Source organism: Streptomyces sp. NPDC055103 (genome assembly GCF_053607625.1).
On the sequence record NZ_JBSGTX010000047.1, the window covers coordinates 27,886 to 51,279 of the forward strand.

At 72.4% G+C, this 23,394-nt stretch carries 19 protein-coding genes; 7 read left to right on the forward strand and 12 right to left on the reverse strand.

Annotation, left to right across the window (positions count from 1 at the left end; translation table 11 throughout):
• Positions 1-13 precede the first annotated feature (13 nt).
• Complete coding sequence (locus ACWFR1_RS26735) at positions 14-1,453, reverse strand: MFS transporter (RefSeq protein WP_453555330.1); 1,440 nt, start codon at positions 1,451-1,453, stop codon at positions 14-16.
• 110 nt (positions 1,454-1,563) lie between these two features.
• On the opposite strand from ACWFR1_RS26735, the gene ACWFR1_RS26740 reads away from it, so the two are divergent.
• The 4 genes from ACWFR1_RS26740 to ACWFR1_RS26755 all read left to right on the forward strand — a co-directional run bounded on the left by ACWFR1_RS26740 (position 1,564) and on the right by ACWFR1_RS26755 (position 8,544).
• Entirely contained in the window at positions 1,564-2,502 is a 939-nt protein-coding gene (locus ACWFR1_RS26740) for a helix-turn-helix transcriptional regulator (protein ID WP_453555332.1), read from the forward strand.
• Between the two features lie 62 nt (positions 2,503-2,564).
• Positions 2,565-3,701: a tRNA dihydrouridine synthase DusB gene (dusB, locus tag ACWFR1_RS26745; protein WP_453555334.1), complete on the forward strand. Its 1,137-nt coding sequence runs from the start codon at positions 2,565-2,567 to the stop codon at positions 3,699-3,701.
• Positions 3,702-4,068: 367 nt separating this feature from the next.
• Positions 4,069-6,780: a pyruvate, phosphate dikinase gene (gene ppdK / locus ACWFR1_RS26750; protein ID WP_453555336.1), complete on the forward strand. Its 2,712-nt coding sequence runs from the start codon at positions 4,069-4,071 to the stop codon at positions 6,778-6,780.
• Positions 6,781-7,446: 666 nt separating this feature from the next.
• Positions 7,447-8,544, forward strand: a complete 1,098-nt coding sequence (locus ACWFR1_RS26755) for a helix-turn-helix domain-containing protein (protein ID WP_453555338.1) — start codon at positions 7,447-7,449, stop codon at positions 8,542-8,544.
• On the opposite strand, the gene ACWFR1_RS26760 is transcribed toward ACWFR1_RS26755, so the two are convergent.
• Entirely contained in the window at positions 8,514-9,674 is a 1,161-nt protein-coding gene (locus ACWFR1_RS26760; protein WP_453555340.1) for an alkaline phosphatase PhoX, read from the reverse strand. The two genes, ACWFR1_RS26755 and ACWFR1_RS26760, sit on opposite strands and share 31 nt — an antisense overlap.
• Before the next feature lie 869 nt (positions 9,675-10,543).
• Between ACWFR1_RS26760 and ACWFR1_RS26765 the strand changes: the two genes are divergently transcribed.
• Together ACWFR1_RS26765 and ACWFR1_RS26770 are read left to right on the forward strand one after the other, a co-directional pair.
• Positions 10,544-10,993 (forward strand): group III truncated hemoglobin, encoded by a 450-nt coding sequence (locus ACWFR1_RS26765; RefSeq protein WP_453555342.1) that lies wholly within the window; start codon positions 10,544-10,546, stop codon positions 10,991-10,993.
• 124 nt (positions 10,994-11,117) lie between these two features.
• The gene (locus ACWFR1_RS26770) at positions 11,118-11,531 is read left to right on the forward strand and encodes a VOC family protein (protein ID WP_453555344.1); all 414 of its coding nucleotides are present in this window, start codon (positions 11,118-11,120) and stop codon (positions 11,529-11,531) included.
• Between the two features lie 40 nt (positions 11,532-11,571).
• Here ACWFR1_RS26770 and ACWFR1_RS26775 read toward each other — a convergent pair whose 3' ends face one another.
• The 6 genes from ACWFR1_RS26775 to ACWFR1_RS26800 form a co-directional block, all read right to left on the reverse strand.
• Positions 11,572-12,333 carry an SDR family NAD(P)-dependent oxidoreductase gene (locus ACWFR1_RS26775; RefSeq protein ID WP_453555346.1) on the reverse strand — a complete coding sequence of 254 codons (762 nt, stop codon included), beginning with the start codon at positions 12,331-12,333 and terminating at the stop codon, positions 11,572-11,574.
• Positions 12,334-12,357: 24 nt separating this feature from the next.
• The gene (locus ACWFR1_RS26780; protein ID WP_453555348.1) at positions 12,358-13,785 is read right to left on the reverse strand and encodes an MFS transporter; all 1,428 of its coding nucleotides are present in this window, start codon (positions 13,783-13,785) and stop codon (positions 12,358-12,360) included.
• An 83-nt stretch (positions 13,786-13,868) separates the two neighbouring features.
• Positions 13,869-14,453, reverse strand: a complete 585-nt coding sequence (locus ACWFR1_RS26785; protein WP_453555350.1) for a TetR/AcrR family transcriptional regulator — start codon at positions 14,451-14,453, stop codon at positions 13,869-13,871.
• Between the two features lie 37 nt (positions 14,454-14,490).
• Positions 14,491-14,814 carry a nitrite reductase small subunit NirD gene (gene nirD / locus ACWFR1_RS26790; RefSeq protein ID WP_453555390.1) on the reverse strand — a complete coding sequence of 108 codons (324 nt, stop codon included), beginning with the start codon at positions 14,812-14,814 and terminating at the stop codon, positions 14,491-14,493.
• A 41-nt stretch (positions 14,815-14,855) separates the two neighbouring features.
• Positions 14,856-17,402 (reverse strand): nitrite reductase large subunit NirB, encoded by a 2,547-nt coding sequence (gene nirB, locus ACWFR1_RS26795; RefSeq protein WP_453555352.1) that lies wholly within the window; start codon positions 17,400-17,402, stop codon positions 14,856-14,858.
• Entirely contained in the window at positions 17,392-18,612 is a 1,221-nt protein-coding gene (locus tag ACWFR1_RS26800; RefSeq protein ID WP_453555354.1) for an NAD(P)/FAD-dependent oxidoreductase, read from the reverse strand. The genes nirB and ACWFR1_RS26800 overlap by 11 nt, the downstream gene beginning before the upstream one ends.
• A 228-nt stretch (positions 18,613-18,840) precedes the next feature.
• On the opposite strand from ACWFR1_RS26800, the gene ACWFR1_RS26805 reads away from it, so the two are divergent.
• Positions 18,841-19,626, forward strand: a complete 786-nt coding sequence (locus ACWFR1_RS26805) for a TSUP family transporter (RefSeq protein WP_453555356.1) — start codon at positions 18,841-18,843, stop codon at positions 19,624-19,626.
• 61 nt (positions 19,627-19,687) lie between these two features.
• On the opposite strand, the gene ACWFR1_RS26810 is transcribed toward ACWFR1_RS26805, so the two are convergent.
• The 4 genes from ACWFR1_RS26810 to ACWFR1_RS26825 form a co-directional block, all read right to left on the reverse strand.
• Positions 19,688-20,305 (reverse strand): class F sortase, encoded by a 618-nt coding sequence (locus ACWFR1_RS26810; RefSeq protein ID WP_453555358.1) that lies wholly within the window; start codon positions 20,303-20,305, stop codon positions 19,688-19,690.
• Between the two features lie 99 nt (positions 20,306-20,404).
• A complete protein-coding gene (locus tag ACWFR1_RS26815; RefSeq protein ID WP_453555360.1) occupies positions 20,405-20,920 on the reverse strand; it encodes a hypothetical protein in 516 nt (171 codons plus the stop codon).
• Between the two features lie 266 nt (positions 20,921-21,186).
• The gene (locus ACWFR1_RS26820) at positions 21,187-21,639 is read right to left on the reverse strand and encodes a hypothetical protein (RefSeq protein WP_453555362.1); all 453 of its coding nucleotides are present in this window, start codon (positions 21,637-21,639) and stop codon (positions 21,187-21,189) included.
• The gene (locus tag ACWFR1_RS26825) at positions 21,636-23,378 is read right to left on the reverse strand and encodes a right-handed parallel beta-helix repeat-containing protein (RefSeq protein WP_453555364.1); all 1,743 of its coding nucleotides are present in this window, start codon (positions 23,376-23,378) and stop codon (positions 21,636-21,638) included. The genes ACWFR1_RS26820 and ACWFR1_RS26825 overlap by 4 nt, the downstream gene beginning before the upstream one ends.
• Positions 23,379-23,394 lie beyond the last annotated feature (16 nt).

Sequence of the window (23,394 nt, forward strand, 5' to 3'; positions counted from 1 at the left end):
GTGGTGGGGAAAGCTACCCCACCCGCTTCGGCATCCGCAGCGCCGCCACCGCCGTTCCGAGCGCCAGCACGAGCTGGAGCAGGAGCGTCACCGTCAGGGCCGTGCCCGTCGAGCCCGAGGCGGAGAGGCTCAGGAAGAGCGTTCCGAGCGTGGCGACGCCCAGGGTCAGCGCCGTCTGCTGGGTCGTCACCAGAACCCCGCCGCCCACCCCCGCCCGCTCCGGCGGCACCTCGGAGAGCACCACCCGGAAGAGCACCGGAAGCTGGAGGCCCTGGCCGAGCCCCGCGAGCGCCATGCCGGGAATCAGGCTCGCCACCGACAGGTCCGGCCGGGAACGCCAGGCCGTCACGGCGAGCAGCCCGAGACCGAGGGCCTGGAACAGCGCGCCCACCGGGACCACCCGGGTGCCCCAGCGCCGTACGAGCCGGGGACCCGCCAGCGAGGCCCCGAAGAAGGCCACCGCCATCGGGACGAGCGCCAGGCCCGAGGCCACCGCGCCCAGACCCAGGTCCCGCTGGAGCGCCACGGCGATCACGAACATGAAGCCGCCGAAGCCTCCCGACAGCGGCAGGACGAGCAGCAGTCCGCGCCGCAGCGAGACCAGGTCGAGCAGGCTCGGCGGGACCAGCGGGGTGTCGCCCCGGCGCTCCGCACGCCGCTCCACCCGCCAGAAGGCGGCCACCGCGAACGGGAACACCGCGAGCGACACCCAGGTCCACAGCGGCCAGCCGGCCGTCCGGCCCTCCGTCAGCGGGGCGAGCAGGGTGAGCAGCGCGACCGCGAGGAGCAGGGTGCCCGGCACGTCCACCAGGGCCGGCCGGTCCGAGCGGGTCTCGGGCACGGTCCGCAGGGCCAGCAGGAGGCCCGCGACCGCGACCGGCACGTTCACCAGGAAGACCGCCCGCCAGCCCGAGCCCGCGAGATCGGCGGCGACGAGTACGCCGCCCAGGATCTGACCGGTCACCATCGAGAGACCGGCGGTCGCCCCGTACAGACTCAGCGCCTTCGCCCGGCGCGCTCCCGCCGTCGATGCCTGGATGGTCGCGAGCACCTGCGGCAGCATCAGCGCCGCCGCGGCGCCCTGGGCCACGCGCGCTCCGACGAGGGTCCAGGCGTCCGGCGCGAGCCCGCAGGCCAGCGAGGTCAGGCCGAAGGCGGTCATGCCGGCGAGGAAGAGGCGGCGGCGCCCGAAGAGGTCGCCGAGGCGCCCGCCGAGGACGAGGAGGACGGCGTACGACAGGCCGTACCCGGCCACGATCAGTTCCAGGAGGGAGGGGCCGGCCGCCAGGTCCCGGCCGATGGACGGCAGGGCGACGTTGACGATGAAGAAGTCGATCAGCGGCAGCGCCGCGCCGAGGAGGACGGTGAACAGGCCCAGCGAGCCGAGCGCCGCGGGGCCGCGGCCGGCGGCCGGAGCGCCGGCCCGGGGTGATGTGGTGGAAGTAGAGGTCACGCGGTCGACGATCCGCCCGCCCTCAGCCGGGTACCAGAGTCTCCTCATCCCGGTAGAAGTACTACCTGGCAACCGGCCGGCCGGTTCGGCACCCTGGGGGAGTGACGACCATGACGATCACGACGGACACGGTGGCGACCGCGGGGGCCACCACGGTGGCGCCCGCGCCAGGGGCCCGGCGCCACGAGCTCGCCGCCTTCCTGCGCAGCCGCCGCGAGCGCATCACCCCCGAACAGGTCGGCCTCCCGCGCGGCCGGCGCCGCCGCACGCCCGGTCTGCGCCGCGAGGAGGTCGCGCACCTCTCCGCCGTCGGCGTCACCTGGTACACCTGGCTGGAACAGGCCCGCGACATCCAGGTCTCCCCGCAGGTCCTCGACGCCGTCGCCGACGCGCTGCTCCTCGACCCGACCGAGCGGAGCCACCTCTTCGCCCTCGCCGGGCAGTCCGACCCGCACCCCGGGGCGTCCTCCCCGGCCGTCACCCCCGCGCTGCGGCAGATGCTCGACCAGCTGGAACCGCTGCCCGCCGCCGTCCAGAACAGCCGGTTCGACTTCCTCGCGTACAACCGGACCTTCGGGCGGCTCTTCCGCGACCTGGACGCCCTGCCCCGCGAGGACCGCAACTCCCTCTGGCTCGCGTTCACCGACAAGGACTTCCGGGCCGCCGCCACCGACCTGCCGGACCTCCTCCCCATCCTGGCGGGGAAGCTCCGCGCCGCCATGGCCGAGCACCTCGCGGAGCCGGCCTGGAAGGCGCTCGTCCAGCGGCTCGAAGCGGCCTCGCCGGAGTTCCGCGAGATCTGGGCCCGGCACGACGTGGTCGCCCCCGGCGGCCGCACCAAGGTCATCCACAACGCCCGCGTCGGGCTGCTCCGCTTCGAGCACACCAACCTCTGGCTCGGCCCGACCTCCGGCCCCTGCCTCGTGACGTACGTCCCCGTGGACGAGAAGTCCCGGGCCGGCGTCGAGCGACTCCTCGCCCTGGTGGTCGAGGAGGAGACCCGGGCGGCCGGGCGAGCTCCTCACGGAGACCCCGCCGCGCGCGTGTGAGCTCCGGCATGTGCGGATGGTACGGCCGACGGGTGACGGGCGCGGTGCGCGACAATGGCCCAATGACCGCGTTCTCTCCTCTCGCCATCGGGCCGCACATCGTGCAGCCGCCGGTGGTGCTCGCCCCGATGGCCGGCATCACCAACGCCCCCTTCCGTACCCTCTGCCGTGAGTTCAGCGGCGGCAAGGGGCTGTTCGTGAGCGAGATGATCACGACGCGCGCCCTGGTCGAGCGCAACGAGAAGACGATGCAGCTCATCCGGTTCGACGAGACCGAGCAGCCGCGCTCGATCCAGCTGTACGGGGTGGACCCCGTGACGGTCGGCAAGGCCGTGCGGATGATCGTCGACGAGGACCTCGCCGACCACATCGACCTGAACTTCGGCTGCCCGGTCCCCAAGGTGACCCGGAAGGGCGGCGGCTCGGCCCTGCCCTACAAGCGGCCGCTGCTGCGCGCGATCCTGAACGAGGCCGTGGGCAACGCCGGCGACCTGCCGGTCACGATGAAGATGCGCAAGGGCATCGACGACGACCACATCACGTACCTCGACGCGGGCCGGATCGCGGTCGAGGAGGGCGTCACGGCGATCGCCCTGCACGGGCGGACGGCGGCGCAGCACTACGGCGGTACGGCGGACTGGGACGCGATCGCGCGCCTCAAGGAGCACGTGCCCGAGATCCCGGTGCTCGGCAACGGCGACATCTGGTCGGCCGACGACGCCCTGCGGATGATGCGGGAGACGGGCTGCGACGGTGTGGTCGTCGGGCGCGGCTGCCTGGGCCGGCCGTGGCTCTTCGGCGACCTCGTGGCGGGCTTCGAGGGCACGGGCGCCTACGCGGCGCCGGGGCTGCGGGTGGTCGCGGACGCGATGGTGCGGCACGCGCGGCTGCTCGGCGAGTGGCTCGGGGACGAGGCACGCGGTGTCATCGACTTCCGCAAGCATGTGGCCTGGTACCTGAAGGGCTTCGCGGTGGGCTCCGAGATGCGCAAGAAGCTCGCCATCACCTCGTCCCTGGAGGAGCTCCGCGCTCAGTTGAGCGAGCTCGACCTTGATCAGCCGTGGCCCGTGGGTGCGGACGGCCCTCGGGGCCGTACGTCCGGAAACAACCGGGTTGTCCTGCCGGACGGCTGGTTGAAGGACCCGTACGACTGCTCAGGCGTGAGTGAGGACGCCGAGCTGGACACGTCCGGCGGGTGAGATTCGCGCCCGAATCGACCTTTCCTGGGGAGTGATCCTCGCCACCCCTGAGGGGGGTAGCGCTCACATGAGCATGTTACGGACGGCTGTACAGCCTGAAGGGGTGGCACTGGGTGCCACCCCTTTTGTGTTCAAGAAGTGAACGCAAGTGCTCGGATGCACGCTCATGTGAGCGATAAACCTCTAGATTGGGTCATCTGAGCTTCGGGGCGTGAAAGCGGAAGCTACCTCTCAGTTACTTTCGATGTGCTGGCGGACGGGTGGTTAAGACCATGTGTCCGGCAGGCGTACCTCCACAGACGCCTTCGATCTGGGTATGTTCCTCGCCGTCAGGGCAGCCAACCGAGTCATCGAGGAGTCGGGACCCGTGTCGGAAAACAATGATCAGAAGTTCGTCTACGACTTCACCGAGGGCAACAGGGACCTGAAGGACCTGCTCGGTGGCAAGGGCGCGAACCTCGCCGAGATGACCAACCTCGGTCTGCCGGTTCCCCCCGGCTTCACGATCACCACCGAAGCGTGCAAGGTCTACCTCGAGAGCGGCTCCGAGCCCGTCGAGCTCCGCGACGAGGTGAGTGCTCACCTCGACGCCCTTGAGCAGCAGATGGGCAAGAAGCTCGGCCAGGCCGACGACCCGCTGCTCGTCTCCGTCCGCTCCGGAGCCAAGTTCTCCATGCCGGGCATGATGGACACGGTCCTCAACATCGGCCTCTCCGACGAGTCCGTCGTCGGACTCGCCCGCCAGGCGGACAACGAGCGCTTCGCGTGGGACTCGTACCGCCGGCTCATCCAGATGTTCGGCAAGACCGTCCTCGGCGTCGAGGGCGAGCTCTTCGAGGACGCGCTGGACGAGGCGAAGGCCTCCAAGAAGGTCGCCAGCGACACCGACCTGGACGCCGGCGACCTGAAGAAGGTCGTCAAGCACTTCAAGAAGATCGTGAAGGCCGAGACCGGCCGCGACTTCCCCCAGGACCCGCGTGAGCAGATGGACCTCGCGATCGAGGCCGTCTTCAACTCCTGGAACACCGACCGCGCGAAGCTGTACCGCCGCCAGGAGCGCATCCCGGGCGACCTCGGCACCGCCGTCAACGTCTGCTCGATGGTCTTCGGCAACCTCGGCCCGGACTCCGGCACCGGCGTCGCCTTCACCCGCGACCCCGCCTCCGGCCACGCCGGCGTCTACGGCGACTACCTGCAGAACGCGCAGGGCGAGGACGTCGTCGCCGGTATCCGCAACACCGTGCCGCTGGCCGACCTCGAGTCGATCGACAAGAAGTCGTACGACCAGCTCATGCACATCATGAACACGCTGGAGACCCACTACAAGGATCTCTGCGACATCGAGTTCACCATCGAGCGCGGCCAGCTCTGGATGCTCCAGACCCGCGTCGGCAAGCGCACCGCCGGTGCCGCCTTCCGCATCGCCACGCAGCTCGTGGACCAGGGCCTGATCGACGAGGCCGAGGCGCTCCAGCGCGTCACCGGCGCCCAGCTCGCGCAGCTCATGTTCCCGAAGTTCGACGAGGACGCGAAGGTCGAGCAGATCGGGCGCGGCATCGCCGCCTCCCCGGGCGCGGCCGTCGGCAAGGCCGTCTTCGACTCGTACACGGCCGTCAAGTGGTCCCGCTCCGGCGAGAAGGTCATCCTGATCCGCCGCGAGACCAACCCGGACGACCTGGACGGCATGATCGCCGCCGAGGGCATCCTCACCTCCCGCGGCGGCAAGACCTCGCACGCCGCCGTCGTCGCCCGCGGCATGGGCAAGACCTGTGTCTGCGGCGCCGAGGAGCTCGAGGTCGACACCAAGCGCCGCCGGATGACCACCTCCGACGGCCAGGTCGTCGAGGAGGGCGACGTCGTCTCCATCGACGGCTCCACCGGCAAGGTGTACCTCGGTGAGGTACCGGTCGTACCGTCCCCGGTCGTCGAGTACTTCGAGGGCCGCATGCACGCCGGCGCCGACGACGCCGACGAGCTCGTCGCCGCCGTGCACCGCGTCATGGCCTACGCGGACCGCGTCCGCCGGCTGCGCGTCCGCGCCAACGCCGACAACGCCGAGGACGCGCTGCGCGCCCGCCGCTTCGGCGCCCAGGGCATCGGCCTCTGCCGCACCGAGCACATGTTCCTCGGCGAGCGCCGCCAGTTCGTCGAGCGGCTGATCCTGGCCGACACGGACGTCGAGCGCGAGCAGGCCCTCGAAGCCCTGCTGCCGCTGCAGAAGCAGGACTTCATCGAGCTGTTCGAGGCCATGGACGGGCTGCCCGTCACGGTCCGGCTGCTCGACCCGCCGCTGCACGAGTTCCTGCCCGACATCACCGAGCTGTCGGTACGCGTCGCCCTCGCCGAGTCCCGCAAGGAGCCGCACGAGAACGACCTGCGCCTCCTCCAGGCCGTGCACCGCCTGCACGAGCAGAACCCGATGCTGGGTCTGCGCGGCGTCCGCCTCGGTCTGGTCATCCCCGGCCTGTTCACCATGCAGGTCCGGGCGATCGCCGAGGCCGCGGCCCAGCGCGTCGACGCCAAGGGCGACCCGCGCGTCGAGATCATGATCCCGCTCGTCGGTACCGTCCAGGAGCTGGAGATCGTCCGCGAGGAGGCCGAGACGGTCATCGCGGAGGTCCAGGCCCGGACCGGCGTCGAGCTGAAGCTCGCGCTCGGCACCATGATCGAGCTGCCGCGCGCCGCCGTGACCGCCGGTCAGATCGCCGAGGCCGCGGAGTTCTTCTCCTTCGGCACGAACGACCTGACGCAGACGGTCTGGGGCTTCTCCCGCGACGACGTGGAGGCCTCGTTCTTCACCGCGTACCTGGAGAAGGGCATCTTCGGCGTCAGCCCCTTCGAGACCATCGACAAGGACGGTGTCGGCGCGCTCGTGCGCAGCGCCGTCCAGGCCGGCCGCGCCACCCGCCCCGACATCAAGCTCGGTGTCTGCGGCGAGCACGGCGGCGACCCGGAGTCGGTGCACTTCTTCCACGAGGTCGGCCTCGACTACGTCTCCTGCTCGCCCTTCCGGATCCCGGTGGCGCGCCTGGAGGCCGGCCGCGCGGCGGCCGAGTCCAAGGGCAGCGACAGCCGCTGAGTCCTGCTGAACCGGGGATCAGGAGCGGCGGTCGGGCCCTCCTGAACCCTGGTTCAGCAGCGGTGCCGGCCCCTGCTGAACCCCGGTTCAGCAGCGGTGCGCGGCTCCGCTGAACCCCGGTTCAGCAGCGGGAATCGCCGGAATCACCTGAACCACCGGGGCCGCCGTCGGTCACTTTCGACCCTCACCGACGGGCGGCGGCTCCGGGCACCAAAGAGAGACGGGGCGGACACCTTTGTGCGGAGGTGTCCGCCCCGTCGCATTTCACCCCGAACGCGGCCGCTCATTTTGCTTGGTCGTCGACCGGATGTGAGTTCCTGTTCAATTTCGGCCGATTGAATTATTGGCCATTGAACTTTTCTGTTTCCTCGACGCAAAGAACGGAGCGGGCGCGGCCCCCGGATCCCCACCCGGAGGCCGCGCCCTTTACCGATGTCGGGCAGGTGAGCCGCAACCTCGCCGACCGCCGCCGGACGCGCAAAGCCCCCCACGGTCTTCGCCACGTCACCTCGGTCCTGAAGGTTTCCTGTCCGACCCGCACAGCTTTTCGTTTCTCCCCGATTGCCGCGATGCTTTTCAACTGTGGCTGAAACACCCTGGTAACGTGCTGTGATGCTGTGCATACTCGTCGTCGGGGGTGGTTGCGAGTGCACAGGTGGGGACGTCATGCTGCGGATTCATTTCACCGGAAACGACTTGGCGGGGGTGCGGACGGCCGCCCGGCCGGATGTTCTATGGGAAACCATTCTCAGCTTTCACCGCTTAAGGGACCGGCGCGGATCCGTCGTCTACCGGGAATGGCGCTCGGACGCCCGGACGCGGCTAGGCGGTGAGACCCGCCTCCTCGCCGCTCTCGTTCCCAGCCGGGGCTATTTCCCCGACTTCCTGACGCCCGCCGAAGGCGTCAACGGCCTTGACGAAGGCCTCGGGGCGATCCGCGCGACCGACCGCGGCCGGCTCCGCGGCGAGCTCTCCCTGCTCGCCGCCGACCGCTCCGGCGGCCGGACCGTGCCCCACTCGCTGCGTGCCCTCGCCGACGGCGGCGCGGAGCCCTTCGACCGGCTCGTCGGGGCCCTGCGCAGCTACCACCGGGCCGCGATCGAGCCGTACTGGCCGCACATCCGGGCCCGTGTCGAGGCCGACCGGGCACGCCGCGGCCGGGCCCTGCTCGACGGCGGCGCCGACGAGCTCCTCGCCTCGCTGCCGCCGATGCTGCGCTGGCGCGCGCCCGTCCTGGAGGCCGACTACCCGGTCGACCGGGACGTCCACCTCGGCGGGCGGGGCCTGCTGCTCCAGCCCTCGTACTTCTGCCGGGGGACCCCGGTGGTGCTGCGCGACCCCGCGCTGCCACCGGTCCTCGTCTACCCCGTCACCCACGGCGAGGCGCCGACCGTCCGCGCGCCGGGCGGCTCCTCGCTCGCCAAGCTGGTCGGCCAGACCCGCTCGGCGGTCCTGCACGCCATCGGGGACGGCGGTACGACGAGCGAGCTCGCGCGCCGCGCGGGGGTCTCGCTCGCCTCCGCCAGCCAGCACGCGGGCGTGCTCAGGGAGGCCGGTCTCATCGCGACCCTGCGCCACGGCAACGCGGTCCTGCACACCCTGACGCCGTTGGGCGCCGCCCTGCTCGGCGGCGCCCAACGGACGGTGGACCCGCGCTCGGTCGAGCTCCGCCCGGTGGAGCTACGGTCGGCGGAGTCGCGGTCGGTGGAGCCCCGGCCGGTGGAGCCGCGCCCTTACGCGCGGAACGGGCCGGTCACCTCGTAGGTGATGCCGCCCGAGGAGCTGCCCGACGTGCCGCGCTGGCTGGAGAAGTACAGCCGCTTGCCGTCGGGGGAGAAGGCCGGGCCGCAGATCTCGGAGGAGGACTGGCCGGTGATCCGCAGGAAGGGCGCGACGACGTCGTCCGGGGTGATGATGCAGATCTCCATGTTGCCGCCGTCCTCGGCGACGAAGAGGTCACCGGAGGAGGAGCCGGTGACGTTGTCGACGCCGGTGAGCGGGGCGCCGCCGCCGGAGACCAGCGAGTCGTCGTAGGCCAGCTCGTAGGTGCTGTTCGCCAGGTTGAGCTGCCACAGCCGGTTGTCGCCCTTGGTGGTGAACCAGACGGTGTCGTTGGCGTAGTGGCAGCCCTCGCCGCCGTTGAACTTCTTGGCGGCCGAGACCTGGTAGCGGGTGGCAGTGGGGGAGCCGTCCACGTCGGGCACGTTCTGCCAGCTGAACGAGCCGGAGGTGGCGGTGCCGGCCACGAGCACCTGGAGGGTGCCGGAGGCGAGGTTGCCCCAGGTGGACGGCACGAAGCGGTAGAAACAGCCGTCGGACTTGTCCTCGGTCAGGTAGACCGCCCGGCGGACGGGGTCGGCGGCGGCGGCCTCGTGGTTGAACCGGCCCATCGCGGCCCGGCGGACGGAGGCGTTCACACCCCAGGGGTCGGTCTCGTAGACGTACCCCGTGTCGACCTCCTCGCAGGACAGCCAGGTGTTCCACGGGGTCTTGCCGCCCGCGCAGTTGCGGTTGGTGTTCGACAGGATGCGGTACGCCGAGGTGACGGTGCCCGAGGAGTTGAACTTCACCGCGCTCGCGCCGCCGGTGCCGGAGATCTCCGAGTTGGAGACGTAGATCCAGCCGGTGCCGTCGGCGAAGCAGGCGCCGCCGTCGGGGGCGCTGTGCCAGGTGTACGAGGTGCCGGCCACGGTCTGGCCGGACCGGGCGATGATCCGGCTGGTGAACCCGGCCGGCAGCTGGATGCCGTTAGCGTTCGCCGCGCCGAGTGCTCCGTACGGGCCGGCGCCGGGCTGGGCGGGTGCCGCGTAGGCGGCCCCGCGCATCAGGGTGCCGCCGAAGGCCGCCGCCGACGTGCCGATGACCGCTCCACGCAGGAAACTGCGTCGCTCCACGTCTCACTCCTGAGAAGGGTGATGAACCGTCCCGCCAAACCGGTCGGCGGCGGGGTCGCGCGCTTCCGGAACTTAGGAGTACGGAGTTGACTGTGCATCAACAAGCGGTGAAGGGGAAGCGGCGGTCACCGGGAGCTTCGGAACCGGGGCCCCGCTGCCGTGGCCCGGCTGGGACGGCGGAGTCCACCCGGTGGCCCCGGACGGCACCTTCGCCGTCTTCTCCGGACAGCGGTCGGTACGGGCCGTGGACGCCGGCGGCGCGACCCGGTGCGCGTACGGGCACGCCTGCTGGGACCAGTGGGTCGGCCACCCGCACACCGGCGACGAGGGGCAGATCTGCGGGGGGAGCGAGTCCACATCGGCCTGTGCGTCGGCATGGGACAGGACGGCGTCCTCGTGTACTGGGGCCGCTGGGACGGACGGGAACTGACCGTCCACGACGAGCTGAACGACGGCCTCGACCGCATCCTGCACGACGTCCACCCGGCCCACGCCGGATTCCTGACCCTGGAGCACAACGGCAACGACCTCCAGCTGCACGCCCTCGACGGCACGGTCCTCGCGGAGAACGACGAGTGGAGGTGGGACCACGGCTGCGGCTTCCTCGACGGGGACACCGTCCTGGCCGTCGACGCCGCCGACGAACCCGCCACCTGGCTCCTCGACGCCCGCACCCTGGAGACACGCGGGCGCGTCCGCTACCCACGGGCACGGCCGAGGGCTCGGTCCGCCCGCTCGGCGACGGCACCCGGCTCACGTACGAGGGCACGACGGGCACCGTCCACCGCTGGCGGGTCTGACGCCGCGCTCCCGAGGCCCCGGGACCTTCGTCACTTGGGTGGGCGGGGGCCTCCGGGGACACTGGTGGCATGCCTGCCACCCGGGACATCAGCGACCGCGACGACCTCGACGTCGTCCTGCGCCGCTTCTACGGCGCCGCCTTCGCCGATCCGCTCATCGGGCCCTTCTTCACCGAGATCGCCGGTACGGACCTGGAGCTCCATCTGCCGCGCATCACCGACTTCTGGGAGCGCGCCCTCTTCCGTACCTCCGAGTACCGGCGGGACGCCTTCGCGCCGCACGCCGCCCTCCACTCCGCGCGCCCGCTGACCGCCGCCCACTTCGGGCGCTGGGTGCAGCTGTGGCACGCGACCGTCGACGGGCTCCACCGGGGGCCGCGGGCCGAGCGGGCCAAGGCGCAGGGCGAGCGGATCGCCGTCGCGATGCTGCGCCGGCTCGCCGGGCCGGACGCCGGGACGGGCGGCGGAGGCGGGGGATTCATCCCGTTGGCGGCACTGGAGCTGCGTTCGGTCGCCTGAGCGAAAGAAACCTCCGGAGAATCCTCGGGAGAGCGATGAGTTCCGGGCGGGACGCCCGTCTTACCTCTCGAAAGCGCCGGAACGCACCGAGCGCCCCGGCCGCCCCGAAGGAAGAGAGCACGCCATGGCCCCGCAGATGATCTTCGTGAACCTGCCCGTGAAGGACCTCGACGCCAGCAAGGCCTTCTACGAGAAGCTCGGCTACTCCATCAACCCGCAGTTCACCGACGAGACCGCCGCCTGTGTGGTCATCAGCGACACGATCTTCGCGATGCTGCTCACCGAGGAGAAGTTCGCGAGCTTCACCGCCCCGGGCAAGGACATCGCCGACGCCACGAAGGCCACCGAGGTGCTCATCACCCTGAGCGCCGAGAGCCGCGCGAAGGCCGACGAGCTGGCCGACGCGGCCCTCGCCGCCGGCGGCAGCCCGGCGAAGGAACCGATGGACATGGGTTTCATGTACGGCCGCTCCTTCGCCGACCTGGACGGCCACCACTGGGAGGTCTTCTGGATGGACCCGGCCGCCGCCCAGGGCTGAGCCCGTACGGGTCCCCGGGCCCACGGGTCCCCGGCGTACGTCAGGCGGAGAACCCGCCGTCGATCACCAGGTCGGTGCCGACGGCGGAGCCCGCCGCGTCGGAGGCGAGATACAGCACGGCCGCCGCGATCTCCTCGGCCGACGAGATCCGGCCGAGCGGCGACTGCTCCTTCATCCGGACCGCCCGCTCCGCCTCGGTCTCGCCGGGCAGCAGCGACATCGAGGACTCCGCGGCCCCCGGGCTCACCGCGTTGATCCGGACGCCGTCGGCGATGTGGTCCAGGGCCGCCGCCCGGGTCATCGCCGAGACGGCCGCCTTCGAGACCTGGTAGCCGAAGACCCCGGGGATCCGGAGGTGCGGGCCCAGGTTGGACGAGATGTTCACGATCGCCCCGCCGCCGTGCGCCCGCATGTGCGCCACCTCGGCCTGGAGGGCGTGCAGCACCCCCGTCACGTTGATGTCGAGCAGCGTCCGCCAGTCCTCCAGGGGGAAGTCGGCCGCGCTGTGGCCGCCCCGGAAGACGCCGGCGTTGTTGACGGCGACGTCGAGCCCCCCGAAGAGCTCGACCGTGCGCCGGACCAGCTCCCGCGTGGACCCGGCGTCGGCCACGTCGGCCGTGACCGCGGCCGCGGTGCCTCCCGCGGCCTCGATCAGGGCGACCGTCTCGTCGAGGGACCCGGCGGTACGACCGGCGACGACGACCTTCCCGCCCTCGGCGGCGAAGGCGAGCGCGATGGCCCGGCCGAGACCGGAGCCGGCGCCGGTGACGAGGACGGTGCGGTCGGTGAAGCGTGCGGACATGAGTGAACTCCCCTGTGGATGCGCTTACGTGATACGGGCTGTGGACGTGGACGTGGACGTGGTCGTGGAGGCGGTGGTGGGGGTGGTCGCGAGGGCGGCCGTCGCGGCGAGGGCGGCGAACAGGACGGCCGTGGCCGCCAGCGACACCGCGTCGCTGCCGAGGGTGAGCAGCGCGGCGAAGAGCACGGTCGGCCCGAGCTCCATCGCCGTGTTCAGGACGCCGCCCGCGAGCCCCGCGCGGTCCGCCGGGACGCCCTCGGTGGCGAGGACCGCGGCGCCGGCGAAGGACAGGGCGCAGCCGGCCGGCAGCAGCAGGAGGCCGGGCAGCAGCCCGTACGCGTACGGGACGGATCCGTCGAAGCCGGTCGCGGCGAGCAGCCCGAGCCCGGCGGCGGCCGTGCCGAGCCCGGCTCCGGTCACCCGCCCGGGCCCGTACCGCCCGATCAGCGGGCCCGCGAGCCGGCCCGAGCCGAGCAGCGCGACCGCGAAGGGCGCGAAGGAGGCGGAGGTGAGCGGCGCGGACCAGCCGCGCCCCTCCTGGAGGGCGAGGGACAGCAGGACGAAGACCGTGGACGTCCCGGCCGCCGTGAGCCCGATCGCCGCGAGGCCCAGGCCGCGGCGGCCGTCGCGCAGGAAGTCCGGCGGCAGGAGCGGGTCGGCCGTCCGCCGCTCCACGGCCACGAAGGCCGCGAGGAGCGCGAGGCCGGTGAGCAGCGGGACGAGGACCGGGGCGGAGCCCCAGGAGCGGGCGTCGGTGAGGACGAGTCCGAAGCTGGCGAGCGTGATCCCGGCGGTCGCGAGCAGCGCGCCCGGCAGGTCGAGCGCCCGGCCCGCGCCGGGCGGGGTCGCGGGCAGCAGCCGGGGTGCGAGGAGCAGCGCGGCGAGGGCCACGGCGACCGGTACGGCGAAGGTGCCGCGCCAGGACGTGGCGGCCGCGATCACCCCCGACAGCAGGTTCCCCGCGGTCGCGCCGAGCACGGAGAGCCCGCCCCAGGTGGCCATCGCCCTGCCGTACGCGGCCGGTGCCGGGAACAGCGCCCGGAGCACGGCCATCGCGGCCGGGGCGACGAGGGCCGCGCCGACGCCCTGCCCGAAGCGGGCGGCGAGCAGCGCCTCGTATCCGGGGGCGAGCGGCGCGAGGGCGGAGGTGGCGCCGAGGACCAGGAGCCCGGCGGTGAGGATCCGGCGGCCGCCGTACCGGTCGGCGAGCCGGCCGCCGAGCAGGAGCAGTCCGGCGAAGGTCAGCCCGTAGGCGGCGCTCAGCAGGATGAGGTCGGCGCGGTCGAGCCGGAACTCGGCGCCGATACGGGGGAGGGGGACGGCGAGGGCGGCGAGCGTGAAGATGAGCGTCATCTGCACCGCTCCGAGGAGGGCGAACCCGCCGCGGTGGCGGGGCCGTCGCCGGCCATCGCCGTCCGCCCTGCTCCGTTCCCTCGCCCGTGTCCTTGCCATGACCCGCCCCCCGAACCCTCTGTATTTGACCGTACATTCCAATATGAACGCCGAAGAAAGGGCGCCCCGTGGGCGCCCGTCCCTCAGTCCAGCAGTGTCAGTGCCTGCTCCGCCGCGTCCAGGACCCTGCCCGGGTCCGTCGAGGCCTTGCCCACCACCCGGACGCCCTGGAGCAGGACCAGTAGCATCCGGGCCAGGGCGCGCGGGTCCCGGTCCGCCGGGAGCTCGCCCCCTGCGCGGGCCCGGGTGAGTGCCCCGTACAGGAGCGTCTCGACCTGCTCCCAGCTGAGCTCGACCCGGCGTGCGACGACCGGGTCGTGCGGTGCGAGCTCCGCCGCCGAGTTGGTGACGAAACAGCCGTTGAGGCGCCGGCCCTCCGTCGCCGCCTCGGCGGCGAAGCGGCGGACGAGCGCCCGCACGGCCGGCAGGGCCGGGCCCGGCGCGGACAGCTCCCGGACGATCTCCGGGTCCCTGGTCTCCAGGTAGCGGTCCATCGCCTTCATGTAGAGGTCGTGCTTGTTCCCGAAGGTCGCGTAGATGCTGGCCCGGCCGACCCCGAGGTGCTCCACGAGGTCCGACATCGTCGTCGCCTCGTAGCCGCGTGCCCAGAACAGCTCGAGAGCGGCCTGGAGCGCGGCGTCGGGATCGAATTCCTTGGTCCTGGCCACAGAGGGACCGTACGTCTATCTGGAACGACCGGTCAAGTTAAATGCTTCGGACCGGGTACACCGTCACCGTGACCTCGTCGTCGTCCAGGCAGCGGCCCGTCTCCAGGTCGAAGCGCTGCTTCAGGAGCGGCGAGGCCACGAAGGGCCGCCCGTCCGCCGAGCCGATCAGCCCCCGGGACAGCACCTGCGCCCCGGTGAACGGGTCGCGGTTGTCGATCGCGTACGTCCGTCCCGACCGGTCCCGGAAGACCGCCGCCTGCCGGCCGTCCGGCAGCAGCGCCGCGACGCCCCGGCCCGGGGTCAGCCGGGACGCCTCGCAGACCGTCATCCAGGAGTCGGGGGAGGGGGAGAGTTCGAGCATGGTCGAGGTGAGTGCCGAGGCGGGTGCCGAGGTGAGTGTCGTCATCGGGAAGCCCCTTCCAGGGTGCCGTTCGTCGGGCCGAGCGTCAGGATCGTGAGATCCGGCTTGATCTGGTCGCGCTCCGGCATGAACCGGACCGACGGGTCCGGCGCCTCCGGCGCGTTCACGAAGGAGACGAAGCGCCGCAGCCGGTCCGGGTCGTCCAGCGTCTGCGCCCACTCGTCCTGGTAGTCGGCGACGTGCGCCGCCATCAGCGCCTCCAGCTCGTCGCAGAGCCCGAGGGAGTCGCGCACCACCACGTCCTTGAGGTGGTCGAGCCCGCCCTCCAGGCGCTCCAGCCAGGTCGACGTCCGCTCAAGGCGGTCCGCCGTCCGGATGTAGAACATCAGGAACCGGTCGATCAGGCGCACGAGTTCGGCGTCCGAGAGGTCCTGGGCGAGCAGGTCCGCGTGGCGCGGGGTCGCGCCGCCGTTCCCGCCGACGTAGAGGTTCCAGCCGTTCGCCGTCGCGATGATTCCGAAGTCCTTCGACTGGGCCTCCGCGCACTCGCGGGCACAGCCCGAGACCGCCGACTTCAGCTTGTGCGGGGCGCGCAGGCCCCGGTAGCGCAGCTCCAGCTGGATCGCCATCCGCACCGAGTCCTGCACGCCGTACCGGCACCAGGTCTGCCCGACACAGGACTTCACCGTGCGCAGCGCCTTGCCGTACGCGTGCCCCGACTCGAAGCCCGCGTCGACGAGACGCGTCCAGATCGACGGGAGCTGGTCCACCCGGGCGCCGAAGAGGTCGATCCGCTGGCCGCCCGTGATCTTCGTGTAGAGCCCGAAGTCCCGGGCCACCTCGCCGATCACGATCAGTTTGTCCGGGGTGATCTCGCCGCCGGGGATGCGCGGCACGACCGAGTACGAGCCGTTGCGCTGCATGTTGGCGAGGAAGTGGTCGTTGGTGTCCTGGAGGGAGGCCTGCTCGCCATCGAGGATGTAACCGTTGTTGAGAGACGCGAGAATCGATCCGACCGTCGGCTTGCAGACCTCGCAGCCCTCCCCGCCCTTCGCCCCGTCCCTGCCGTGCGAGTCGAGCAGCGCGGCGAAGGAGGTGATCCGCAGCGCGCGGGCGATCTCGTAGAGCTCGCTGCGGCTGTACGAGAAGCAGCCGCAGAGCCCCTTGTCGGCGGCGGCCGGCAGCAGCTTCTCGATGACCTTCACGCAACTGCCGCAGCCCGTACCGGCCTTGGTGCACTTCTTCACCTCGGCCAGCGAGGAGCACTGGCCGATCGCGTGCTTCGTGACGTTGTGGCAGGAGCAGATCACCGCGTCGTCCGGCAGCGCCGAGGGGCCGAGCGCCACCGGCGTGCCCGCACCCGCCGGGAGTACCAACTGCTCGGCGGAGACCGGCGGTACGGAACCGGTGAGCGGCCGGAGCAGTCCGTACTGCTCGGCGTCGCCGACCAGGACACCGCCGAGCAGCCGGCCCTCGCCGTCGATCACCAGCTTCTTGTAGACGCCCGAGCGGGAGTCGGAGTAGACGACGTCGAGGCAGCCGTCGGCCGTGCCGTGCGCGTCGCCGAACGAGGCCACGTCCACACCGAGGAGCTTCAGCTTGGTCGACATGTCGGCGCCGGTGAAGCCGTCGACCGTCTCGTCGGCGATCGTCGCCGCCGCCGTCTGCGCCATCTCGTAGCCCGGCGCCACCAGGCCGTACACCCGGCCGTCCGAGGCGAGGGCGCACTCGCCGATCGCGAAGACCGCCGGGTCGGACGTACGGCACAGCTCGTCGACCGCGATGCCGCCGCGCTCGCCGACGTCGAGGCCGCAGTCGCGGGCCAGCTGGTCCCGGGGGCGTACCCCCGCCGAGAACACGACCATGTCCACGGCCAGTTCGGAGCCGTCCGAGAGCTTCATCCCGGTCACCGCGCCGTCGGCCGTCACGACCTCCTGCGTGCCCGTCCCCGTGTGGACGCTCAGCCCCATCCGTTCGATCGTGCGCAGCAGCGCCGCGCCGCCGCCCTCGTCGACCTGCACCGGCATCAGACGCGGCGCGAACTCCACGACGTGCGTGTCGAGTCCGAGCCCCTTGAGCGCGCCCGCCGCCTCCAGGCCGAGCAGCCCGCCGCCGACGACCGCGCCCGTCGTCGCGTTCTTCGCGTACTCCTCGATGGCGAGCAGGTCCTCGATCGTGCGGTACACGAAACAGCCGCGGGCGTCCTTGCCGGGGACGGGCGGCACGAAGGGGAACGAGCCGGTGGCCAGCACGAGCGAGTCGTACGCGAAGACGCGGCCGGAGCGGGCGGTGACCGTACGGGCCGCCCGGTCCACCGACTCCGCCGGGTCGCCGACGTACAGCTCGATGCCGTGCTTCTCCATGAAGCCCGCCTCGACCATCGACAGGTCCTCGGGCGTCTTGCCGGAGAAGTACGAGGTCAGCTGCACGCGGTCGTAGGCCGGGCGCGGCTCCTCGCAGAGGACCACGATCCGGGCGCGCTCGGTGACGCCCCGGTCGGCGAGCGCCTCCAGGAAGCGCTGGCCGACCATTCCGTGGCCGACCAGGACGATCGTGGGGGTGGACGCGGTCGTCGTGTCAGCGCTCATGTCGGGAGCCTCCGTCGTGGGTGAGCAGGTGCAGCAGAGGGGCCTCCGGGAGGGCTTCGTCGCCCTCCCAGGCCCGGGCGAGCGCGCCGACCGCGGCCAGGTCGCCGAGGAGGACGCCCCCGACGAGCCGGTCACCGCGGACGACGACCTTGCGGTAGGCGCCCTGGGTGGCGTCGGTGAGCCGGACGACGTCGTCGCCCGGCAGAGCGGTCGCCTCGCCGAAGGCGGCGAGGTCGAGCGGCCGGGAGCCGCCGAGGGTGAGGCGGGTGAGGGCGCGGGTGCCGGTGTAGCGGGGTGATCCCGCCGGGGGTGGGGTGGGCGTCTCCGTCAGGAGGAGGTCCGCCAGGGTGTCCGCCTGTTCCAGGGCGGGGCCCGCCAGGCCGTAGACGCGGCCCGCGTGCTCCGCGCAGTCGCCGATCGCGTGGATGTACGGGTCGGAGGTGCGGAGTTCGTCGTCGATCAGGACGCCGTTGCCGACGTCGAGACCCGCCTCGCGGGCCAGGGCCGTCCGGGGCCTGACCCCGCAGGCCAGCACCACGACCTGGGCGTCGAGCACGAAGCCGTCGGCGAGTTCGACCGCCGTCACCGCCCCGTCCCGCTGCCGCAGGCCGCTCACCCGGCACTCCGTGTGCACCTCGACGCCGAGGGACTCCACATGGTCGCGCAGCAACGACGAGGCCTCGACATCGAGCTGACGCTCCATCAGTCGCTCGCCCTGCTGGGTCAGCACGACCTCCGCGCCCAGCGCCGCCAGCGCCCGCGCCGCCGAGACCCCGAGGAGCCCGCCGCCGATCACCACCGCCCGGACCCCGGGCCGGACGAGCGCGCGCAGCGTCAGGCAGTCGTCGAGCGTACGGAAGGGGTGGACACCCTCCGGCAGCGCCGCCCCGCGCAGACCGCGCAGCGGCGGCAGCACCGGGTTGGAGCCCGTCGCCAGGACCAGCCGGTCGTATCCGACGAGGGAGCCGTCCGCGCACTCCACCGTCCGTGCCGCCCGGTCGATCCGCACCGCCCGCACCCCGAGCCTGGCCGGCTCCCGGGTCCCGGGCAGGGCGATCACCTCGGGGGCGTACCGCCTGGCGAGGACGTCCGCGAGCAGCACCCTGTTGTACGGGGCGTGCGGCTCCTCGCCGAGGAGGGTGACGGGCAGGCGCTGGGCGAGCCGGGCGCCCGCCGTCCCGCCCCCGACCACCACGATCCGTGTACTCATACCGGGAAGCGTGCGCGGCCGGTGTTACCCGGCGGAATCCCGACTGTTTCCCGTACGGAACGCTGATCTCCGTCCCTGGCGCGCGGCGCTGTGAGGCCCGGGGCCCCTCACGGTCCGCCCGACCGCCCGCGCACGGTCGCCGGACACCGGGCGCCACAACCTCTGAACCAGCTCAACGATCAGGCGATCGATGGACGGGGCAACGATCGTCTCCCTAGGCTCACGGTCATGCCCGAGATCACTCTGACCACCCTCGTCCTGCTCTGCCTCGCCGCGCTCGTGGCGGGCTGGATCGACGCCGTGGTGGGCGGCGGCGGGCTGCTCCTGCTCCCCGCCTTCCTGCTCGGGCTGCCCCACGTCCCGGCCGCGCACATCCTCGGCACCAACAAGGCCGTCGCGATCGTGGGCACCACCGGGGCCGCCGTCACCTACGTCCGCAAGGCGCCCGTCCAGGTCGGGACAGCGGTACGGATCGGGCTCGCCGCGCTCATGGGCTCCATGGCCGGTGCCTTCTTCGCCTCGGGCATCAGCAACGACGTCCTGCGCCCGGTGGTCATGGTGGTGCTGCTCGCCGTGGCGGCCTTCGTGATGCTGCGGCCGTCGTTCGGCGCGAAGCCGGCGGGGGAGGACCGGGCGCCGCTGACCCGGGCCCGGATCGTGACCGCGATCGTGGTCGTCGGCGGCGGCATCGGCTTCTACGACGGACTGTTCGGGCCGGGCACCGGCACCTTCCTGGTCCTCGCGCTGACCGCCGTCCTCCACCTGGACCTGGTGACCGCCTCCGCCAACGCGAAGATCGTCAACGTCTGCACCAACGCGGGCGCGCTCGCGATGTTCGCCTACCAGGGCAGCGTGTACTGGCAGCTCGCGTGCGTCATGGCCGTCTTCAACCTGGCGGGCGGCATGGTCGGGGCCCGGATGGCGCTGAGCAAGGGTGCCGAGTTCGTCCGCGGGGTCCTGCTGGTCGTCGTCTTCTCGCTGGTCGCGAAGCTCGCGTTCGACCAGTGGGCGTGACGTCTTCCGGTGGCTGCCGCGTGGCGTCTTCCGGTGGCCGCCGTGGGACGTCTTCCGCTGCCTACCGCACCCCGATGAGGTGGCCGAAGGCGACCACGTTCCCCTGGTAGCCGTTCTTCTTCGAGAAGCCGCCGCCGCAGGTGATCACCCGGATCTCGGCGCGGTCCGTCTCGCCGTACACCTTCTTGTCCGGGAAGTCCTTGTTGGCGTACACCTCGACCGCGTCGACCGTGAAGACGGCGGTACGGCCGTCCCGCCGGTCCACCTCGATCCGGTGGCCCTTCTTCAGGGCGCCCAGCGTGTAGAAGACGGCCGGCCCCTGGGCGTTGTCGACATGGCCCGCGACGATCGCCGTGCCCTTGGCGCCGGGCGCGACGCCGTCCCCGTACCAGCCGGCGAGGTTCCGGTCGCCGGCGGGCGGCACGTCCAGCGAACCGTTCGCCGCCAGGCCGAGGCGCGTCATCGGGGTGTCCACGTCGGTCTCGGGGATCCGGAGCCGTACGGGCGCCGAGGACGGCAGCGGGTCCGCCGCGGCGTCGGTGTGCACGCTCGGCCCGGCGGCGAAGGCCTGGGCGGCGGACGGTACGGGCGGGGTGACGTCCTGCGAGCCGTTCTGGACGAGCCAGAGGCCGACGCAGGCGGCCACGGCTATGCCCCAGCCCTTGCTCCTGTTGCTCACCTGGATTCCCTCGCGTGCTTCCGGTGCCGGTGGTGATGTGGTCCTGCCCCCGCCGGGCCGTATGCGGGCGCGCGGCGGGGGCAGGACGGGCGGGGGCCCTCAGTGCCCCTGCGCGCCGCTCGCCCGGCGGCGCAGGAGCCAGACCCCGCCTACGGCAGCCGCGGCCAGCACCGCCGCGCCTGCCGTGACCTGGGCGGAGTCGGGGCCGACACTGCCCCCGACGCCGGTCTGGACGTGGCCGCTCGGACTCCGGTGCTTGACGGTCAGGTCTCCCCGGGCCGTCTTTCCGTTGTCGCAGGCGACACTGATGCCGTACGTGCCGGGCTTGACGTGCTCCGGCACCCGGAACTGGCCGACCACGACCTCCTTGTGCGTGCTCGGCTCCAGCTGGAACTCCCCGGCACCCAGCGAGTTCGCGTCGCCGACGCCGTGGCCGTGCTTGCCGCAGGCCAGGGTGTTGACGGTGACGGTCGTACCCGGGGTGGCGGAGGACGGGTAGACCTCCAGCGACCCCCAGTCGCTTTCGTTGTTGGCGTACGCCGCTGGGGCGGCGAGCGCCCCGATCGCGGCGACCGTCAGCGCGGTACCGGTGAACAGGCGGGCAGTGGTGCGCATGGGGTCCTCCGGGGCGCGCGAGCGGTCATGCCGGTCATGCCGGGGGTCCTCCCGGGAGGGACTTCCCGGAACGGACCTTCTGTGACCGAGATAAGAGCCGCCCCGCGCCCACCGCCTGCTGATGGGGCATCAGGATTGCGCCGTCCGGTGCGGTGTGTCGGCTGGATTTCCAACGTTTACGCAGGTCAGGGCTGGTTGCATCGCGTCAGCTGACGGCCCGTGCCGAACGGGTGACACGGAGTGTCGCGCACGCCCCGGGCTCCGGGTCAGAGCGCGCCGGTCAGGCTGGTGATCGCCGCGAGGGCCCACTCCTGCGCCCCGACGGTCGTCCCGGCCACCAGGCCCGTCGCCACCGGTGCCAGCACCCCCCTGAGGCCCGCGAGCGCGCGGCGGAGCCGGCCCTCCTCCGGGGCGGCGTCCGTACGGGTGATCTCCGCGAGGACCTCCTGCGCCGCCGCCTCCGCGTCCTCGCGCTCCTGGTCGGCGAGGCCCGCCCGCGGCAGCTGCCCGAGCAGGCCGGTCACCAGCTCGGCGAGCGCCTCGTAGCCGGGGGCGACCGTGTCGCCGTTGCTCTGCTGGTTCTGCGTGACCGCCTCCTTGTTGTTCCAGGCGAACTGGGCGTGGGAGACGGTTGAGTTGAAGACGGGTCCTTCGTAGTGGCGGGTGTTCGCCGGGGTGCTCTCGGGAGCGTCCTGCGGGGTGTTCCGGGGGTCACTCATGGGCGCGTACCGTCCCCTTCGGTCTGCGGCCGCGGCTGCTGCCGCGGCGGCTGTTGCCGTTGCTGTCGTTGGACCACGTGGTCGTTGTTCCAGGCCAGTTGGACATCGTGCACCGGTCCGTTGAAGACCGGTCCGTTGAAGATCTGCGTCGGCACGGGCGGCTTCTCCTTGTGCCGGGAGACGGGGAGCGACGTCCGCAGCGATACCAGGTCCACGAGGCCGTTGTGCAGGACGGCCGGCCCGCCCGTACCGTCCACCGCGCAGCCGACGAGACGGCCCGCGGCCCTCTCGTCGAAGCTCACCCCCGCCCCCGCGCAGTCGGTGAACGTACTGTCCGTGACGTCCACGTAGGCGGTCCCCGTCCCGTACAGCCCCAGGCCCTCCGAGCCCGTCACGGTGACGTTCCGTGCGACGAGCCGCCCGCTGCCGAGGGCGCCGATCCCGCCGCTGCTCACCCCCGTGACGTCGCAGTCGGTGACCTGGAGCATGGCCTCGCCCGCGACGGCGAAGCCCACCATGCCGCCGCGCTCCGCCGTCACGTTCCTGAGCGTGACGCGCGACTGGCCGTCGATGGCCACGGCCCCCATGCCGATGTCACGGAACACCGAATCGGTCACCTCGGCCGTCGTGCCGCCGTTCCCCCGGGCCTCCAGGCCGGCCGGGCAGCGCTCCACGCGTACGTGCGAGAACACGGCCCCACCCTCGTCGTAGACCCGCAGCGCGGTGCCCGTCAGGTCCTCGATCCCGACCCGGGTGAAGCGGCCCCTGCCGCCCTCCGTGACGGCGATCCCGACGTTCCCGCCCGAGACGTGGCAGTCCCACACCTCGGGCGCGCCACCCTTGGTCGAGAACACCGCGACGTTGCGGGTGCCGAGTATCCGGCAGTGCTCGAACGTCCCGAGGCCCGCGTCCTGGACGTTGATCCCGGTGTCGCGGCAGTCGACGAAGACGGAGCCGCGGACGACCGGTCCCGCGCCGCTCTTCGTGACGACCCCGTGCAGCGCGTCGGTGACGCGGGTGCGGTCCACGGAGCCCCGGGACTGCTCGATGAACAGGATCCCCTCCGCGTGTACGGCGCTGATCGCGCACTCCACCACGGCGAGCTCCCCGCGGCTGTCCGCCGCGAGCGCCGCCTGCCCCGTACCGGTCAGCTCGCAGCCGACGACCTCGGCCCGTGCGTCGGAGACGCGCACGCCGTGGATGCGGCTGCCCTCGATGCGGCTGCCCCGGACCGTGACGCGGGCACCCTCGATCGCGGCGATCGCGTTGTCGGCGGCGTCGGTGAACCGGCACCGCTCGACGAGTCCGGCCGACCCGGTGAAGGCGGCGCGGCCGTACAGGACCACGCTGTCCCGCAGGGTGACGGAGGTGTGCGGCCGGGCGTGCACGGCGACGCCGGCGTGCGCCCGGATCTCGGTGCGGTCGAGCGTGAGCGTCCCCGTGTGGCAGCCGACGATGTCCACGTCGGTGTCCCGGCCGGCCAGCGTCAGGCCGTCGACGGAGACCGTGCCGAAGGCGTCGAGGACGGCGCCGCGCGGCCGGCTCACCAGGACCGAGCCCGGACCCTCGACGGCCGTCAGCCGGACCTCGCCCCGGACGGTGAGCGCCTCCTCGTAGTGGCCGGGCGCGATCTCGATCAGCGCCGCCCGGCCCCGTGCCTCCGCGGCGCGGAGCGCGGACGTGATGTCGGGGTGGGCGCGGCGGCCGCCCCGTGGCGAGACGAGGTATCTCGCGGCCATCGTTCTTCTCGCCTCC